The sequence below is a fragment of the Moritella sp. 24 genome, assembly GCF_018219155.1.
Taxonomy (GTDB): Bacteria; Pseudomonadota; Gammaproteobacteria; order Enterobacterales; family Moritellaceae; genus Moritella.
In genome coordinates, this window is record NZ_CP056123.1 from 2833465 (window position 1) to 2849671 (window position 16207).

Consider the following 16207-nt stretch of genomic DNA (forward strand, 5'->3'; position numbering starts at 1 on the left):
AGGGATAAGTTTATAGCTAGTATTTAGTTGAACTGTAAGTCTTTGTAAGAAAATAAACCCTTAGTGCAATGGTGCTAAACCCTTAACATAATTCATATTAATTCTTGCTATAAAGGTGATATTGGTCAGATTTATACGGTATGAAATCCAATCAATTAAGTCCACACCAGACCTAATTGAAAGCCCAATGAAATGATTACGGTAAATTAAGTATTAATATGCACGAAGATAAAGGTCAAAATGAACAGTCAATCCGAACGAAAACTGATCTAGCATGATTGTTTTATAGCGAAAAAAATCTTAACCCGATAACCCCCATACAACAGACGTTAAGATTAAGATTTTATTTATAATAGAGTTAGATTATTTCGCTGCTTTTACCGCAAAGTAATCCAGTATGATTTTAGTTTTATCTGTTAAATCACCTACCGGTTTAAATTCAACATTGATGTTATCCGTGTCAATTTTGAAGGTATTCACTTTAAGGAAAAGTGCATCGGTTTTAGCTGTATTGACGTCAATATTAACCGCAACAGCACGACCGTTAACGAACAAGTCAAACGCAGGTGTGTTTTTATCCTTTGGTACGACAAATTCAATGCTGTAGCTTGAACCTGCATCCGCATAAGCCATGGTTTTTAAACCACCGTCATCAGTCCAAAAGGTCTCAGACATACCAATATTATCTGCTTTCCAATAACTGAAGTACGCATGGTAGTCATCTGTATTTTCTGGCGACGCAGAAGTCCACATTACGCTATCAAGCTCCACCTCTTCGGTATAACTAAAGCCATGTTCTTTCATTGCCTTTTCAATCCACGGTAGTTTGATAGCCACATCTTCAAATGTATCCGTCCAACCAAACTCAGTGTAATATTGCAGACCAATCTCACCGAGTAGATAGAATTCACCATCTTTTTCAACCGTGATACCAGAACCACTATCACCATGAATAGCCAACCACTGTAAATCACTTTGTTTAAAATGATCTGGTTTATATGAATATTCAGCTAACCACTTTTTATCCACTTCATTGTATTCAACATATTTTTGGCCACCATTACGACCATTGTAATTACCAAATCCAACTTCGGTTACTTCATAGCGTTTGTCTTTAGGAAACATCGCTTCTGTTGCTAACTTAGCCGGTTTAATGCCTCGAATAGGCGTATCTAAACGAACAAGAGCAAAATCATACTTTGGGTCTCTAAATTCATACTCACCAAATTCACCGTTTGGATCTGTGGATGCAGACACTGATTTTACCGTTGAGTATTTACCATTTTCGTCTTTTTCATACGAATAACAAGCAACAGTATTTTTATATGAATCTGCTTTTGAACCCGATACATGGTTTGCAGTAATTACCCAAAACGGGTCGATTAAGGTTGCAGAACCTGCGTTCATACCACAAGCAAAATCGAACTTAGGCTGTAAGGCAAAAGCTTTATGTTGCGTTACAGAACGATCATAACGACCAACGCCAGCTGTCGCTGTTACTGAAATAGAAGCTAATACCGCTGTGGCAATAAGTAATTTTTTCATTATTTAACCTCACTTAAATTGATAGCTTCTAGACTGTGATAACCTTCTGATTGCGAGTAGTCCCACTGACGCGGAACGTGTTTATAGCTCACCGTTAATTGATCATCAACTGACTGAGTGTTAAATAAAATGCTGTTTTGAGTTCCCGTCATATGTAGTGCAAGATCATTTTTAATGGCCACACACTGCTGATTAACACAAGCAGTTACATCAGATGAAGACAGCCATGTATGCGTATAAAGATCGAGCTTAAAACGCCCTACTGCAGCAGGAGAAACAGTAAAGCTAAAACCGCTATTGCTCAATGTCATGGCATTATTAAACTTGTCAGCATAATCCGCTGAACTGCCACTATTCCACGTATAGCGATTAGCATGTACCGGTTTATCGCCCGGGTAATGTTGAACAGAGCCCACATCAGTTATAGCACCGATTTTTTCACTATTCGGTTTTTCAACATAGGTATCGACATCATAAAAAAATTGCCAATCAAGCCCCTGTAGCTCAATGTCTTTTCGATGACCAGCTCCGGACAATTCATAACCGTTAAATTCACTTATAATTGATAGCTGCTCGGTTCCCGCTTTTGAGATATTCGATAGGTTATTTAAATCTACCTCAATCTCACTTGCTGCAACAGATGATGAACATAGCAAGAGTGCTAACATCGTTTTTTTCATAACTTTTCCTTTGTTAGATGAAAAAACAAGTATAGATCTAATACTTTAGGTATAGTGTAAGGGTATGTAAGAATAAGACTCATTCAAACTATGATGCTAATTACTTAACACTTATGAACTTTTTTTAGCCTATAAACATGCTCGGTTTATCATTTTAATTGCACAAAAATAACACCAATTAAGTCTCAAATGGACCCAATCAGTTTCCAATAAACCTTATTATCATGTATATCGCCTTAATATAGACTGTTTACATGATAATAAATAAAACAAAATTCAACAAAATCCCGCTCGCCTTGGCCATGATGATCATTGCCACAGGACAAGTAGGTGTCAGCATTTATCTGCCTTCACTGCCATTAATAAGCCGTGACTTAGGTGTATCTCAAGCGGACGTCCAGCAACTTGTTACCCTCTTCTTACTGGGTTTTGGACTATCACAACTTTTCTATGGGCCGCTATCAGATGCAATTGGTCGTCGTCCGGTATTTTTTCTGGGTCAAGGTATTTATTTACTGGGTACGCTCATGTGCGTATTACTGCCAGACAGCTATAACGCACTGATTGCAGGACGCTTATTACAAGGTTTGGGCGCAGGCAGTGCATCGGTATTGGCTCGTAGCGTGATCCGCGATAGTTACAGCGGAAGTCAATTAATACAAGCACTGTCTTATATGTCGATAACCGCATCAATACTGCCAATTGTCGCCCCTGTGGTTGGTGGTTGGACGGCATGGCATTTTGGCTGGCAGTCAGTGTTTAGCCTTGTACTGGTTTATCTCTTGGCTATTGTCACTTTAGGTTATTTTGTGTTGCCTGAAACCTTACCTCACCCAGTCAGCAAGTTTAAGATCAAAGAGACAATAAGCGGCTATTGGCACTTATCCAGAAACTACCAAGTGATTTCATCAGCCAGTTATAATTGGATTGGTTACTTATCGACGCTGGTATCCGTGTCGCTGCTCCCCTTCTTATTACAAGACGGGTTGAAACTCAGTGCTGCAGACTATGGTGAAGTGATGATCATTCCTTCTGCGGGCCTGTTAATCGGTAGCTTAATATTGAATAAATTAAATAAACGCTTCACCACCAATCAACTGATGTACTTAGCATCGAGCATTATGATGATGGCGGGTTGCTGGTTGGTATTTAATGAGATGTCGTTAGTCAATCTGATATTTGGTTTTACCCTGTTAACGATCGCACAAGGTATCAGCTTTCCACTGTCAATAAGCATGCTGCTTGCCCCGCACAGTAAGCAAGTCGGTTCAGTTTCAGCCTTATCTGGTTCAGTGCAAATGTGTTTTTCAGGCGTTGTTGGTGGGTTCTTGATTAAACACTTTATCGACAGCCAATTAAGTCTAGGCTTGTTCTATTTAATCACTGGATCATCTATTGCTTTAGTGCTCACCCATAGTCGTCACAAACAGCGCCTTGCTGCGAGTGCTAAATGTTATCAATAACGCGAACGTCATGACCCGTCGACTCTAAGAATAAGTTACTTTGTGCCTTGGTCAATACGTATGTTTCAGTATTGATCAAGGGATGGCATTGAAATGCCTCTTGCTGCCAAATGTCATCGTCGATTAGCAACTCCACATGACACTCTTTATCATTATTCAGCGCCAATAAAGATACCGAACCAGGCATCACACCTAAATACTTATTTAACCGCTCTGAAGAAGCAAAACCTAAACGTGATACCGTCAATTGCTTAGATAACAGTTTTAAATCAACCTGCTTGTCTGATGTCGTTAATAATAGAAAATGCCGACGACCCGGATTATCTCGTAGAAATAGGTTTTTTATCCGCGCGCCTTCGCGTTGTAAGTTTAACTTATCAGCGGCATCACACGTGGCCAAAGCTGGGTGTTGGTAACGGAGCGGCTCAATACTAAGCTCGGCAAGTAATACATCAAGTGATGCTTTGGTGTTCATAGTTTACATAACCCCTTAGATACGCCAATATAATAAATAGAGTCGCACTATACTCGTATTCATTATCAAATTAAATAAGGGGGCTGTATGTCAACATGGAAGTATCTTGTCGTGGTATGGATTTTATTGCTAAGCGGGTGTACTAACATACAACAACTGCGCGATCTGGAGGTGAGTTTAGTTAAGATAGAACCAGTACAACCTGTCGGATTATCACCTCGTTTCAACGTGCACTTATTAGTGACAAACCCAAACGCGCAAGATTTAAATATTGAAGGCATAAGTTTACAGCTTAACTTGGCCGATCAAAAAGTCTTGTCAGGTGTATCTAACCAGATTCCGGCTCTCACCGCTTACGGTGAAACACCAATAGAAATACAAGCAAGCGTCAATCTATTTTATATATTCAAAGTACTTAAATCATTAAACCAACAATCCGCTGAAGGAATTGAGTACCAACTTAAAACAACCATAGATCCAGACGGTTTTGTGCCGTTTAATGTGACTAAAGAAGGCATTTTAGATGAAGATATTTTGCAAGGACTGACTACGATATCTAAGTAGCAGAATGGCGCAATACAGAACGAATAAAAAGTACAGAACTGAATAAAAAAATACCGCGCACAATGAAGTGAGCGGTATTTTTATACGGCTAAAGCCTAACCATTATTTCTTCGCTGGACGGCGACGACGTGGTGGTTGTGAACGTTTTGGTACATAACCTAAGATAGACTCAGGAATACCAACTTTCGCTTCAAAACCTTCAACTTCTTTACGTTCGATAACGTGATCTAACAGTTGCTCGATAGCGCATAAGTTACGGAAATCATCACGAGATACAAATGAAATCGCTTCACCCGTTGCACCAGCACGGCCAGTACGACCAATACGGTGAACATAATCAGCCGCTTCTTCAGGTAGATCGTAGTTTACTACACGATCTAAATCATCAATATCAATACCACGAGAAGCAACACCTGTAGCAACAAGCAAGCCTAAATCACCCGCTTTAAATTCTGCTAATAACTGCTCTCGCATCGCTTGACTACGGCCACTGTGGAAAGACTCAGCCTTAATACCACGTTTTTCAAGTTGGCTTACTAACTTAGCTGCACCACGTTTTGTTTCAATAAAGATTAACGCTTGCTTCCAGTCATTTTCAATAATCATGTGACTAAGCAATGCCGATTTCACATCTTTATCAACAACAGTTAACCACTGTTCAATTTCTTGTGCAGTTGTATGCTCTGGTTCAATTGAGATTTCCATTGCATAGTTAATTGCTGTTTTTGCCAAGAAACGTACTTGGCTAGACAAGGTTGCTGAGAACAATAAGTTTTGACGGTCTTCTGGTAAACGCTCAATGATTTTATTGATGTCGTTAACAAAACCCATGTCTAACATTCTGTCTGCTTCATCGATAACTAATACTTCTAGTTCGTCAAAATGAAGTGCACGTTGATGAGCCATATCTAATAAACGACCTGGCGTCGCAACCAGAATATCAACACCTTCAATTAGACGTTGTTTCTGTGGTTCCATATCAACACCACCGTACATCGCCATTGATGTTAGGTGTAAATGTTTACCGTATTGTTCAACGTTTTCTGCTACCTGAACTGCCAATTCACGTGTTGGAGTTAAGATCAGCGCACGAATACGTTTCGCACGTAATGTGTGTTTATGGCTGAACTTTTGTAATAGTGGTAATACAAAACTTGCAGTTTTACCCGTACCCGTTTGCGCAGCGGCAATCAAGTTTTTACCCGATAAAATAGCCGGAATTGCTTTTTGTTGAATCGGAGTCGGTTGCTCGTAGCCTAATTCGGCTACTGCTTGGGTAATTAATTTGTTTAATCCAAACTTAGAAAATGGCATTTATAATCTCAGGTGTTTGATAAATAAGATAACTGTTAAGATTGGAATAAGTAACAGTTGGATATTGGCGTGCATTCTAACACGAAGCAGAGACTAACGGGATAATTTAACGTTTACTGTTTTTATTTCGATACATCAGCTGATCAGTTTCTTCAATCATCTCCTCAAGAAATGTCATGGAGGCATAATTAAATGTCCGATGACCATAACTAATCGATGTTATTTCATCCGTATCATATTCTGACACTGCTGTTTTATAACAGTCTAATATACGTAATGACAGTTTTTCTAAATGATGGTCGTAATCATATTCATCACTAAAAGACGTCATAATAATAAACTCATCACCACCCATACGGGCAATAATATCACTTTCTCGACCATTCACAGTCAGTACATTGGCAAGGGTTATAATACATTGATCGCCAATCTGATGACCATGCCTATCATTGATCCGTTTTAGATGATCAATATCGAGATAAACAATGCCAATAGTTTGTTTGGCTCGTCGCGCTTCTTTAATACGCTGTTCACCTAAAAAAGAGAGTCCTCTACGATTATGAATACCCGTTAACTCATCTGTTAATGCTAAGTCTCGGATCTCTTGATAATCACGTAACATTTTTAAATCAGCAGTAATAAGACGACAGAACTGTTCGAGTAATTTGATTAACGCAGGAGAATGTTCGGTTTCTTTCGTATCAATAATACAGAGAGTACCGAACAACTCACCACAAGGCCAAAATATCGGTAGGCCACAATAAGAACGGATTTGACCTTCGGCAACAAGCGGAGACTGTTTCCAGCACGCATCCATTTCAGCATGCTCGACAGTAAGTTGCTGCTTCGTTTCAATAATCTTACGACAGAAGCTGTGAATATCCCATGACCATGTATCATTACGAGAAAGAAAGTTATCCTTGTTTTGGCTCGCCACCACCACATTAAATTCATTTTCGCGTAATTGCACAATCGTACCACTTGCAGAGCCGAACAACTCCGCAATCAAATCCGTAATTTGCTGCCACTTATTTAAATCAATGATATTTTGTTCTGAACGAGATAAACAAGCTTGATTATCAACCATGGAGACTTTCCTTTCATACCTGAAATAATGATGACGCTAAAATAAGACAATAAATAGAGGGCTTAGTTTCTTAACGATTGTTTCTTTAACTCTTAACTTCTTTAACTTCTTTAACTTCTTTAACTTCTTTAACTTCTTTAACTAAAGCATAGAAACCAATATCTTGAATGAGTTACACGCTATTTATGTCATATTCTAACAAATTGTTTACGGAAATGAGTTTATGAAAGGGGGCATTTGTGACAAGTCAGTCAAAACGAATGTTGGACAGTTTCTTTACTGCCCAACATTTAAATATACCTAAAGTAATACAATATGCTGTATCGATACTCATTAAGTCATATGCAGATACTCACGATTAGCTCAGTGGCACCGCCTTAGCGACCAACTTAAGGTGCGCTAAGAACTGTTGCTTGTCCATCTCACCCACAACACGCAGCTGTTTAATTTCTTCACCGTCAGCATCAAAAAACAGCATACTTGGTGGGCCAAATAACTGCGCTTTCGCCATCCATGTTGATTGAAGATTAGTATTGTCGGTAATATCAAACTTCAACGCATTAATAGATCTCATTTTAGCGGCGACGTTCATATCCGAAAAGACTTGCTTATCCATCACTTTACACGACGTACACCAGTCCGCATAAAGGTCAACCATAGTCACGACTTTAGGCGCAGTTAAGTTATCAATAGCCTTATCGATAACTGCTACTGATGCTGTTTTAGTAAATAACGGTTGCCTCGCTTGCGCGATACTTCCACCATTCACATTTTGCGTATTACGCTGACTAATATGCTGTAGTGGATCAGCGAGATCATCAGCGCCAGTCATCATACCAACCAATAACATCGCACCATAAACTAACGACATGAATACCACCACATGACGTAACCATAAACGGTTGGACTGTATATCCGCAATACTATGGATGTACATTGCACTACAGATAATCAGTAATGCCCATAACCCTAATGTCACAGCGGGTGCAGAAAAACGGCTCACCAATAATATCGCGATAGCCAGCAACATCACGCCAAACCCTTGCTTCACTCGGATCATCCAAGGACCACTGCGCGGTAAGAACTTCCCACCTGATGTCCCTATAATCACTAATGGTACGCCCATACCTAACGCCATGACAAACAATACACCACCACCGAATAACCAATCCTGAGTGGTCGACACATACAATAACGCCCCAGCTAATGGCGCTGACACACAGGGTGATACCACTAAAGCAGAAATAGCCCCCATCATGAATACCGTAAATACTTTACCGCCAGTTAATCGCTGCGATTGATTATTTAACGCAACCTGTAGACGTGATGGCAATTGCAGTTCGTAAACCCCAAACATGGCTAAAGCTAACAACACGAATAATCCAGCAAAGATCACTAACAACCAAGTCTGTTGCATTGCAGCCTGTATATTAATGCCTTGCCCAACGGTCGCCATGAGTACACCAATAAGAGCATAACTCGATGCCATACCCAGCACATACGCCAACGAGATATAAAATCCTTTCCAACCCGTCATCCCCGCACCTTGACCACCAATAATACTCGACAAAATTGGGATCATCGGTAATACGCAAGGGGTAAAAGCAAGCCCTAACCCTAATATAAAGAACAATAGCAACGCTTGTGAACGACCTGCACCAGCTAACATACTCGCTAATCCTTGGCTGTCATTTGCTGTCTCTGTCACCGTATCCATCAACTTATTTGTTGGTGCTATAGCCTGTCCTTTTACAGCAGTAGAAAGTGCAACATCACTCATCTCTATCGCATTTCTATCTATCGCACTTCTATCTATCGAATTTATATCAATCGTCTTACGTTGTGGTAGATAACACAATCCACTGTCTGCACAGCCTTGGTAATTCACTTTCACGCTGCCACTGCCAGTGAAAGGTAAAGTAACGGTTAGTGCTTGATGATAAACCTTAACCAAACCAAAATTAGGATCTTGCTTCTGTTCTGCTTCCACTGAATATTGCGGCTTAGCTAAGCTAATATTACCATCGACAACTTTAAACGAAAAACGCTTGTGGTAGAGATAATAGCCCGGCTCAGTCGCGAAGCTTAATACCAACTTATCACCCTCGTTTGAACGTACAATTTGAGACGAAAATGGGAAAGCTTGCTTAACCGTCAAAAATACGGACTCTGTATTACTGTTACTTTGCGCTAACGCAGAAACGCTGGTACTCATTAATAACATCAGGAAAATACAACACTGTGCAATAACCTTATTTACTTGTAACGATACTTTCAAAAGTGCCTTCATAATAAAAAATCCGTATTTTGATGTACATTCAATTGAGCATCAACTAATGCAAAACCTATCTCTTCAGGTACGACTAAACGAGGGTTAATCGTTAATGCAGTACTCATGATCCCAGCTTGCAAGGCACTATCAGCGACGACTGTCACGGAGATGACTTGTTTGTGGGTATCTTGCGAAGCTAAAATATGAGAACTTTCTTCATCTGAAAATTGCTGTCTACGCGCATAATGTGCAGATGTGGTGAGCGCTTGATTACACAGGGGTAATGCAAATAAAGCCTGTGTTTGCTCATGAGGGTTAACAACACCAACAACAAAGTCACTGCCATCAACTTTGCAGCCTGACGCTCTAATATCACCACCAAAGTTAACCAACACACCACGACTCGTTTGTTCCGCTATCGCTAACGCTTGATCCACAGCGACTTCTTTGATCACACCACCGAGATCTAATCGTGTAATGGGGTAATTCACGACTAGTGTATTGTCTTCAATGTCCCACACCGCGAGCCCCATATAAGGAGCCGCAGCTTGATAGACTTGCTCGCGCGTGGACGTGCCATTTTGCAACAGTGCTTTGACCGTACCCACTGTAATATCAAAGATACCTTGTGTTAATGCACTGTATTCACGCACTTTAAGTAAAATATCACGGGTTTCCGCATCAATAACGACACGCTTACAACTGCGTTGGTTAATCAGTTTTGTTAACATCGATGTGTCAGAATAAAAATTAAACTTTTCTTCTAAACGTCGTGTATTCGCTTCAATATCAAGAGCTAATTGCGCCGCATTAGACGCAATTAATGTCACTTCACACGGTACAGTCATTGCCATAAAACGATGTACGTAAGGTGTTTTAATAGTCATATGTCACTCCTACGGCCCACCATTTACTCGCATAACCATTACTTTGTTCATAATAGGCCGCAAGTGCATTCATCCGCCATTTAGCTGATAGTTTGATGCTGGCACCAAGTTCATAAGCATTCGCATTAAAATCACCGAGTCGAATATCTGACGTTGCATAACCTGTCGATGCAAATGTAGGATCGGCCGCTTTCGGGTCAATGAAGAAGTTTGCGCCTTGTTGGTTATACCAGAAATAACCCGGTGCGAACGTTAACCAATCAGTGACTTTTACACTCATTTTACCACCGAGCTGATGCGACATAACCCCCCAGTCATCAGCGAAAAACTTATAACGAGGGCGTACGACAATACTGTCACTCACGCTATAAAATGTCTGTACATTTATCCCGCCAGACATGCGTGTATCCGGACGAGAATCCTGCCCTAAAAAGACTTCATCATCACCAATAATACCGTCACCATCAATATCAACCTCACGTAATACAGTGAGATAATGGTTACTTAAATAGCCACTTTTATGCCCGCCATAAGCCGTAAAGATGGCATATAGATTCGGCGTAAATACTTGTGATACACCGACTTCCACACTAGAGGTCAGAATATCTTCCCATTGCTGGGCATTACCGCCATTTTTATATTCTTGAAATGCTAATGTTTTATCCGCAAGTATTGAACCGCCAAGACTAAATGAGCGATTTTTACTGCTGTCTGTGTAAAATAACGCTTTCGCATTAGCACCCATGCTTTTGTAATCTTCTTCTTGCGAATAGTTCACACCAACAGTCCATTCATCTCGGTCTTTATCACGAAAAGTAACATTGGTTGACGCAGAATAACGCGTATCTTCTAGTTCTACAGGGCGGACTTCATAGTTATCACGGTAAGGGTCATAACCGGCACGGATAACTTCCGAGGTCATATTCTGTGCATCTTGAGTAATCTGATCATGAGAACCAGATGGCGGTGTAGTTGAAACCCAAGCTGGTGACGCGCCAGATACAGTGTCATAACCCAACTCTGCGGTAATAGTCCAATCCAATCCAATGTTTTTCTCTACAGACAGGAGGTTATCACCAGCATTTACTTTATCGCCGTATTCTTCAAAACTCATGTGATGGATAGAAATATGATCAGCGGCTGATACTGAACCAGCAACAAGACCGAGTAAGGTTAAGGGTAATTTTATATTCATTATGTTATTCATCTTTAATTAGTTACAACCGTGATTTATCCGCTATTCCTTATAAATCACTCACGATAGAATTAGCATCTATTTACAGGCTAATAATGTTAAATGCGGATCATGTGTTTTTAGTTACAGCCACAACCGCCACCACCGACGCCATTACCACCGATAGAGCCTTGTTTGTAGGCAAAGACTTTTTCAGAAAAGACATCAAATTCAGGTACTTCACCACCCGGCTTCATCGCCTTTTTCGCAAGCGTCCCTTTTTGCCAAGGTTTAACAGGTTTCACACTAAACCAGTCACTAATCGCCGAGAACAACGATGGCTCTTCGCTCTCATCACGAGGCTCAGGGGCAACAAATGCTGTCGTATTTAAAATTGGATGAATAGGCACCGAGGTTGGCATCACTGTCGATGTAGGTATCACTGGCGGCTTTAGCACTACTGCTGTTTTTGGTATCACAACCGCAGCTAATGGCAGTTGCGGTTTCACTGCCTGATTAACAACAGGCTTAGCCTCAGTCATCGTTGCTGCGACTGGTGAAATAGGTGCAAGTGTCGGCGTTATTTTTAATGGTAAGGGATGTATCACAGGTGCTTTCGAAGCTGGTTTAGGCTGTACTTGTACCGGAGTAATAACAGCAACAGCAGACGTTTTAGGTTCAGCAACCACTTTAGCTTCCATAGATGACTCCGTAGTAGGTGCCGTAGTAGGTGCCGTAGTAGGTGCCATAGTAGACTCCGTAGCAGGTGCCGTAATAGCTTCTGCGTCAACGCGAGACTCTGCGATAATTTCAGGTTTAGGTTCAGGTTTTTGTTTCGCCTGCACAGATGGATGCGCTAGCTCTGCAACAGTTTGTTGGCTTTTATACACGATACTTGATACAGATTCGGTTACTTGATAGCGACCACTTGGATCCGTTTCAACAACTGCAGCTTGTAATCCGACACTCAGCAAAGCAGACGCTAATAATGTTAATTTTGAATAGTGTTTCATTGACTCAACCCCATCGCTGCGAGATCGCTGGTAATCACATCACCGATATGATTAATCGCACCATAGCGGATCTTTAATACTTGTCCCTGATAAACATAATACAAGGCAGGCATACCTATAGGTTGAAAGTCATCAACGAGCGTTTGCTTATCATCATTTACAACACGGAAATTGATCCCCAATGATTGCTGAAAGGCAATACCTGCCGCAGCATCCTCGTCCACATCAACACCAACAACATCAACCCCTAAGGCACTTAATGCAGGTACAATCTGATTAACTTCAGGTAGCTCGGCACGACAAGACACGCACCACTCGGCAAAGAAATCAATGAGCGAAACTCGATTTGGATCCAACCCAAGTTGCGCTTGAGCTGACGCAGAAAGCATTTCACCTTCTTGATAAGCATGCGCTTGGCTAGACAACAATAAGGTGAACACCACAAGCCACTTTTTAAACATAACTACCTCTATTACTTTTAATACGATTAATTTATAAAACGGGTTTATAAATCATCACTGATGAATCTAATTGATGAAAAAAGAGAGACAAACTACTCCCCAAACACAATTCTTTCCGTGGTTTTAACGTTGACAGCATCCTTGAAATAAGCCGCTAAGTCAGTGCTATTACTGGCATCAAATACAGCACCACGAGAGCCCGCGCATTGTTTGAATTGCTGAATACGATCTGCAGATACCCCAAAACCGATAAAACTCACTTCAATATTTAAATCCTGCTGAATCGCATCACACAAACCTGCAGCCATTAAGTCATTAAAATAATCTCTTCTGCTGTCGTCACCGTCTGTAAACAAAATCAGACGTTGAGTCAGCGCTTTAGATTGAACAGGCACTACTTTCCATTCTTTTTGCCATTGCTCGGTGAGTGTTCTAACCCCCCAGATAAATCCTTGATAAGAGGCTGTGCTACTGCCACTTGTTTCTAACGAATCAACATGACGCATGACCTGATCAAGATCGCTGGTTAGCGGTAAAATAAATGAAGTTTCACTACAGCGGTCGAGCCAAGGGTCCGGCGTTATTTCATTAAAATTCAGGCGGTCAGAGGCATAATTTAACGACTGCACCGTTTTGTTTGCATCTAGATTACCGCCGCTATAGACCAGACTATCGACACACTTAGGACTTGCGCTAGAGTTTGCTAGCCAAGGGGCGTCCGTTATACCGACACCCGTTTGAAAAGGCACAACAGAAAAACGCACCTGATTACTCTTTGGGTCGATATCATTAATCACGTCAGTAATTATTTTTTTCAACTCAGGTAAGTCCCACGTCATTGACCCTGAAATATCCAACACAAGTGAAAAATCAACCGGATTTTGAATAACACTCTGTACTAATTTAGAGCGTGACAAACCGTTAGAGCTAATTTGAGTGTCGCCATCAACCTCGATAGGAAGTGAACCCGCGATTACGGGGTCAAAACGATACTGCGCCGAAATTTGACAACCGTTACGACTATTTAACTCAACGCTATTGCCGAGCAAAGGCAGTACAAAGTTAGGTCGGTAATAATCTAAAATACCATCGGTAACAACGGGGTTGTCACTTTGCTGATACGTACAAGCAAGTACAGCAGAATCAACCGCTTGCCCTGCTCGAATAACAACTTGACTATACATAGAGAAAAACACTGAAATAGCCAACAAGCTCATTATCGCTGGCAACATAAAGGTAAACGTTAACGCAATCGCGCCTCGTTGATGGGATAGACTAATCATATTGTCCGTCCTATGAGTAACGCGGAACTTTGGTAATAACGTTCACTGAAATTGCTTAGTAACAAAGGAGTAAAGTCACCTGTAAAACTATCAATGCTTTTAAGACAAAGTGTGATTTGAAATAGGTCAGCATGTTTACCAGCATTTAGACCTTGTGTTGTGCCCAAGGGTGATAAATCAGTTAAAGACAATAATGACTCCCTTGATAAGCACTCTGCGCCAGTATTTACATCATATAACTGCGGTTTTTGTGTAATCGGATCAAAAGTGACTTGTTCAAGATGAAGTCCAAGCTCAGCAGAAGACTCAATAAGTAAGGTGTTGAAATGACGCTGAGCCACCAGCAGTAACGAGTCAGCTAATTCACTTGAGATGATCTTGGTCTTTGGGGCTGATGCCTGCATGGTATTGTCGCAGTCATCACAAGCAGCAATTGACGTCAGTGCATAAGTAAGATTATTTAGCTGGTTTTTTTGGTTGATACCCTGATTTATTTTCACGATGAATAAAACCAATACCACGATGATTAATGTAATAACGGGTAATTCAATAACGCTGCTGCCACGTTGCAAAGATCGCATATTACGGCTTATTCGCATAACTCGCACTCCGCTCTAATGTCACTAAGACCGTGCGTTGGAACTCAGTTAAGCGGCTAAAACTGTCAATCTGCCCCGAAATAAAGAGCGCTTGATAGGGATACACTAACGTAAACTCAGCAAAATCCTGACCGTTAAAATCTTCAGCATCAATGTCATTAGCCAGTGATTTCAACGTGTCAAAATAGCGTGCCTGAATGGTGATTTTACTGCTATCCAATAACGGTAGGTTTTGCTCCGACAAGGTTAATTGCAATTTACTGGTCAGGTCTTCACTCGCACTTTCTACCACTAACACGCGTGTTGCAGCAGCAAGCGCCACATCAATCACACTACTCATCATCATAAAACGGCATATTTCAATCAACGCTAACAACAACACAAAAAACGGTAAGATCGTGACAGCAAACTCAATACTGACACTCCCCTGCTGCTGATGCTTGGCTTTACAAAAACTCATTGCTGCACCTGCTGTAGTGGTTGTGGTTGTGGTTGTGGTTGTGGTTGTGATTGTGATTGCTGCAGGTGTTGTTTCTGAACGGCTTGTAGCTCTTGTACTTGTTGTAACTCTTGTACTTGTTGTAACTCTTGTACTTGTTGTAACTGTTGATAATAGGCGAGATTATTTTCTAACTCCGCTTTGGTTAGATCTTGTTTTGCAATGACTTCTGCCGCTTCAACATCCCCTTTCATCGCAAACGCTAATGCCAGATTCTGACGACTTTTAGATGTTGAACTACCACGTAAATAATGTGAATAAAGTACATCAATCCCTTGCTGTGGTTGACCATCTAAGATCCAAGCCAAGGCTAAGTTATTCCGATATTCCAAATTTTCTGGTGCATTCGCTAACGCGCCAGTAAACGCAGTTCTTGCCTGGCGGTAATCCTTAAATAATGCGAAATTAATGCCTAAGCTATTTAATGCTTTAGCGTCATTTGGTAATAAGATTACTGCTTGTTTGAGATCTGAAAGCGCACCCTCAACTTGCCCTAAACCCTGTTGTGCATTGCCTTTTTCACGTAAGATTTGCCCATGAATAAGATCTGATGATTCTGAGTCATCCGCTTCATTACGCAGTACAGATTGTGCTTGGTTAAGATAATGTAGCGCTAAATCAAACTCAGACATTTGATTATAAGCAATGCCAACAGCCAATAGCAGCGCCGTGTCATTAGGTTGCAACTCAAGTTGTTTACGGTAAATGGTGATCGCACTATCCGGTCGTCCACTTTCGAGAGCCAGTTGCGCAAGTTCACGGTCTGAACGCATTTCTTCAACTTGGTTTAGCTGATTTGAACTGCACCCGACTAGCATCAACAAACCGCACATCAACAGCATATTTGATAATGAGATTTTCAATGTGCATAGCGTGAATAAATGAGTCATT

At 40.9% G+C, this 16207-nt stretch carries 16 protein-coding genes; 2 read left to right on the top strand and 14 right to left on the bottom strand.

Features of this window, described 5'->3' with window-relative positions; genetic code table 11:
* Positions 1–363 precede the first annotated feature (363 nt).
* Together HWV00_RS12565 and HWV00_RS12570 are read right to left on the bottom strand one after the other, a co-directional pair.
* Complete coding sequence (locus HWV00_RS12565) at positions 364–1545, bottom strand: trypsin-like serine protease (protein ID WP_211681728.1); 1182 nt, start codon at positions 1543–1545, stop codon at positions 364–366.
* Positions 1545–2225: a hypothetical protein gene (locus tag HWV00_RS12570; protein ID WP_211681731.1), complete on the bottom strand. Its 681-nt coding sequence runs from the start codon at positions 2223–2225 to the stop codon at positions 1545–1547. The genes HWV00_RS12565 and HWV00_RS12570 overlap by 1 nt, the downstream gene beginning before the upstream one ends.
* 254 nt (positions 2226–2479) lie before the next feature.
* Here HWV00_RS12570 and HWV00_RS12575 point away from each other — a divergent pair, with 254 nt between their 5' ends.
* The gene (locus HWV00_RS12575) at positions 2480–3688 is read left to right on the top strand and encodes a multidrug effflux MFS transporter (RefSeq protein ID WP_211681733.1); all 1209 of its coding nucleotides are present in this window, start codon (positions 2480–2482) and stop codon (positions 3686–3688) included.
* On the opposite strand, the gene HWV00_RS12580 is transcribed toward HWV00_RS12575, so the two are convergent.
* Entirely contained in the window at positions 3672–4163 is a 492-nt protein-coding gene (locus HWV00_RS12580; RefSeq protein ID WP_211681736.1) for a prolyl-tRNA synthetase associated domain-containing protein, read from the bottom strand. The two genes, HWV00_RS12575 and HWV00_RS12580, sit on opposite strands and share 17 nt — an antisense overlap.
* An 87-nt stretch (positions 4164–4250) precedes the next feature.
* Here HWV00_RS12580 and HWV00_RS12585 point away from each other — a divergent pair, with 87 nt between their 5' ends.
* On the top strand, positions 4251–4727 hold the full coding sequence (locus HWV00_RS12585; protein WP_211681738.1) for an LEA type 2 family protein: 477 nt from the start codon (positions 4251–4253) through the stop codon (positions 4725–4727).
* Positions 4728–4829: 102 nt separating this feature from the next.
* On the opposite strand, the gene HWV00_RS12590 is transcribed toward HWV00_RS12585, so the two are convergent.
* From HWV00_RS12590 to HWV00_RS12640, 11 genes are all read right to left on the bottom strand, one after another.
* Positions 4830–6041 carry a DEAD/DEAH box helicase gene (locus tag HWV00_RS12590; RefSeq protein ID WP_211681740.1) on the bottom strand — a complete coding sequence of 404 codons (1212 nt, stop codon included), beginning with the start codon at positions 6039–6041 and terminating at the stop codon, positions 4830–4832.
* A gap of 106 nt (positions 6042–6147) precedes the next feature.
* Positions 6148–7128 (bottom strand): sensor domain-containing diguanylate cyclase, encoded by a 981-nt coding sequence (locus tag HWV00_RS12595; protein ID WP_211681741.1) that lies wholly within the window; start codon positions 7126–7128, stop codon positions 6148–6150.
* A gap of 358 nt (positions 7129–7486) precedes the next feature.
* A complete protein-coding gene (dsbD, locus tag HWV00_RS12600; RefSeq protein WP_211681743.1) occupies positions 7487–9418 on the bottom strand; it encodes a protein-disulfide reductase DsbD in 1932 nt (643 codons plus the stop codon).
* Entirely contained in the window at positions 9415–10287 is an 873-nt protein-coding gene (locus HWV00_RS12605) for an FAD:protein FMN transferase (protein ID WP_211681745.1), read from the bottom strand. Before HWV00_RS12605 ends, dsbD begins: the two co-directional genes overlap by 4 nt.
* On the bottom strand, positions 10277–11482 hold the full coding sequence (locus HWV00_RS12610) for a DUF3570 domain-containing protein (protein WP_211681747.1): 1206 nt from the start codon (positions 11480–11482) through the stop codon (positions 10277–10279). Before HWV00_RS12610 ends, HWV00_RS12605 begins: the two co-directional genes overlap by 11 nt.
* Before the next feature lie 119 nt (positions 11483–11601).
* On the bottom strand, positions 11602–12474 hold the full coding sequence (locus HWV00_RS12615; RefSeq protein ID WP_211681750.1) for a DUF4266 domain-containing protein: 873 nt from the start codon (positions 12472–12474) through the stop codon (positions 11602–11604).
* A complete protein-coding gene (locus HWV00_RS12620; protein ID WP_211681752.1) occupies positions 12471–12935 on the bottom strand; it encodes a TlpA disulfide reductase family protein in 465 nt (154 codons plus the stop codon). Before HWV00_RS12620 ends, HWV00_RS12615 begins: the two co-directional genes overlap by 4 nt.
* Positions 12936–13027: 92 nt before the next feature.
* The gene (locus HWV00_RS12625) at positions 13028–14218 is read right to left on the bottom strand and encodes a VWA domain-containing protein (RefSeq protein ID WP_211681754.1); all 1191 of its coding nucleotides are present in this window, start codon (positions 14216–14218) and stop codon (positions 13028–13030) included.
* Positions 14215–14817, bottom strand: a complete 603-nt coding sequence (gene tadF / locus HWV00_RS12630; RefSeq protein ID WP_211681756.1) for a tight adherence pilus pseudopilin TadF — start codon at positions 14815–14817, stop codon at positions 14215–14217. Before tadF ends, HWV00_RS12625 begins: the two co-directional genes overlap by 4 nt.
* Positions 14801–15277, bottom strand: coding sequence for a TadE/TadG family type IV pilus assembly protein (locus tag HWV00_RS12635; RefSeq protein WP_211681759.1), 477 nt, complete (start codon positions 15275–15277; stop codon positions 14801–14803). The genes tadF and HWV00_RS12635 overlap by 17 nt, the downstream gene beginning before the upstream one ends.
* On the bottom strand, positions 15274–16206 hold the full coding sequence (locus tag HWV00_RS12640; RefSeq protein ID WP_255554532.1) for a tetratricopeptide repeat protein: 933 nt from the start codon (positions 16204–16206) through the stop codon (positions 15274–15276). The genes HWV00_RS12635 and HWV00_RS12640 overlap by 4 nt, the downstream gene beginning before the upstream one ends.
* Position 16207: the final 1 nt, after the last annotated feature.

Excerpts from the sequence above, each read along its gene's own strand:
- HWV00_RS12565 (WP_211681728.1), bottom strand. The coding sequence starts at position 1,545 with ATGAAAAAATTACTTATTGCCACAGCGGTATTAGCTTCTATTTCAGTA.
- HWV00_RS12570 (WP_211681731.1), bottom strand. The coding sequence starts at position 2,225 with ATGAAAAAAACGATGTTAGCACTCTTGCTATGTTCATCATCTGTTGCA.
- HWV00_RS12575 (WP_211681733.1), top strand. The coding sequence starts at position 2,480 with ATGATAATAAATAAAACAAAATTCAACAAAATCCCGCTCGCCTTGGCC.
- HWV00_RS12580 (WP_211681736.1), bottom strand. The coding sequence starts at position 4,163 with ATGAACACCAAAGCATCACTTGATGTATTACTTGCCGAGCTTAGTATT.
- HWV00_RS12585 (WP_211681738.1), top strand. The coding sequence starts at position 4,251 with ATGTCAACATGGAAGTATCTTGTCGTGGTATGGATTTTATTGCTAAGC.
- HWV00_RS12590 (WP_211681740.1), bottom strand. The coding sequence starts at position 6,041 with ATGCCATTTTCTAAGTTTGGATTAAACAAATTAATTACCCAAGCAGTA.
- HWV00_RS12595 (WP_211681741.1), bottom strand. The coding sequence starts at position 7,128 with ATGGTTGATAATCAAGCTTGTTTATCTCGTTCAGAACAAAATATCATT.
- dsbD (WP_211681743.1), bottom strand. The coding sequence starts at position 9,418 with ATGAAGGCACTTTTGAAAGTATCGTTACAAGTAAATAAGGTTATTGCA.
- HWV00_RS12605 (WP_211681745.1), bottom strand. The coding sequence starts at position 10,287 with ATGACTATTAAAACACCTTACGTACATCGTTTTATGGCAATGACTGTA.
- HWV00_RS12610 (WP_211681747.1), bottom strand. The coding sequence starts at position 11,482 with ATGAATATAAAATTACCCTTAACCTTACTCGGTCTTGTTGCTGGTTCA.
- HWV00_RS12615 (WP_211681750.1), bottom strand. The coding sequence starts at position 12,474 with ATGAAACACTATTCAAAATTAACATTATTAGCGTCTGCTTTGCTGAGT.
- HWV00_RS12620 (WP_211681752.1), bottom strand. The coding sequence starts at position 12,935 with ATGTTTAAAAAGTGGCTTGTGGTGTTCACCTTATTGTTGTCTAGCCAA.
- HWV00_RS12625 (WP_211681754.1), bottom strand. The coding sequence starts at position 14,218 with ATGATTAGTCTATCCCATCAACGAGGCGCGATTGCGTTAACGTTTACC.
- tadF (WP_211681756.1), bottom strand. The coding sequence starts at position 14,817 with ATGCGAATAAGCCGTAATATGCGATCTTTGCAACGTGGCAGCAGCGTT.
- HWV00_RS12635 (WP_211681759.1), bottom strand. The coding sequence starts at position 15,277 with ATGAGTTTTTGTAAAGCCAAGCATCAGCAGCAGGGGAGTGTCAGTATT.
- HWV00_RS12640 (WP_255554532.1), bottom strand. The coding sequence starts at position 16,206 with ATGACTCATTTATTCACGCTATGCACATTGAAAATCTCATTATCAAAT.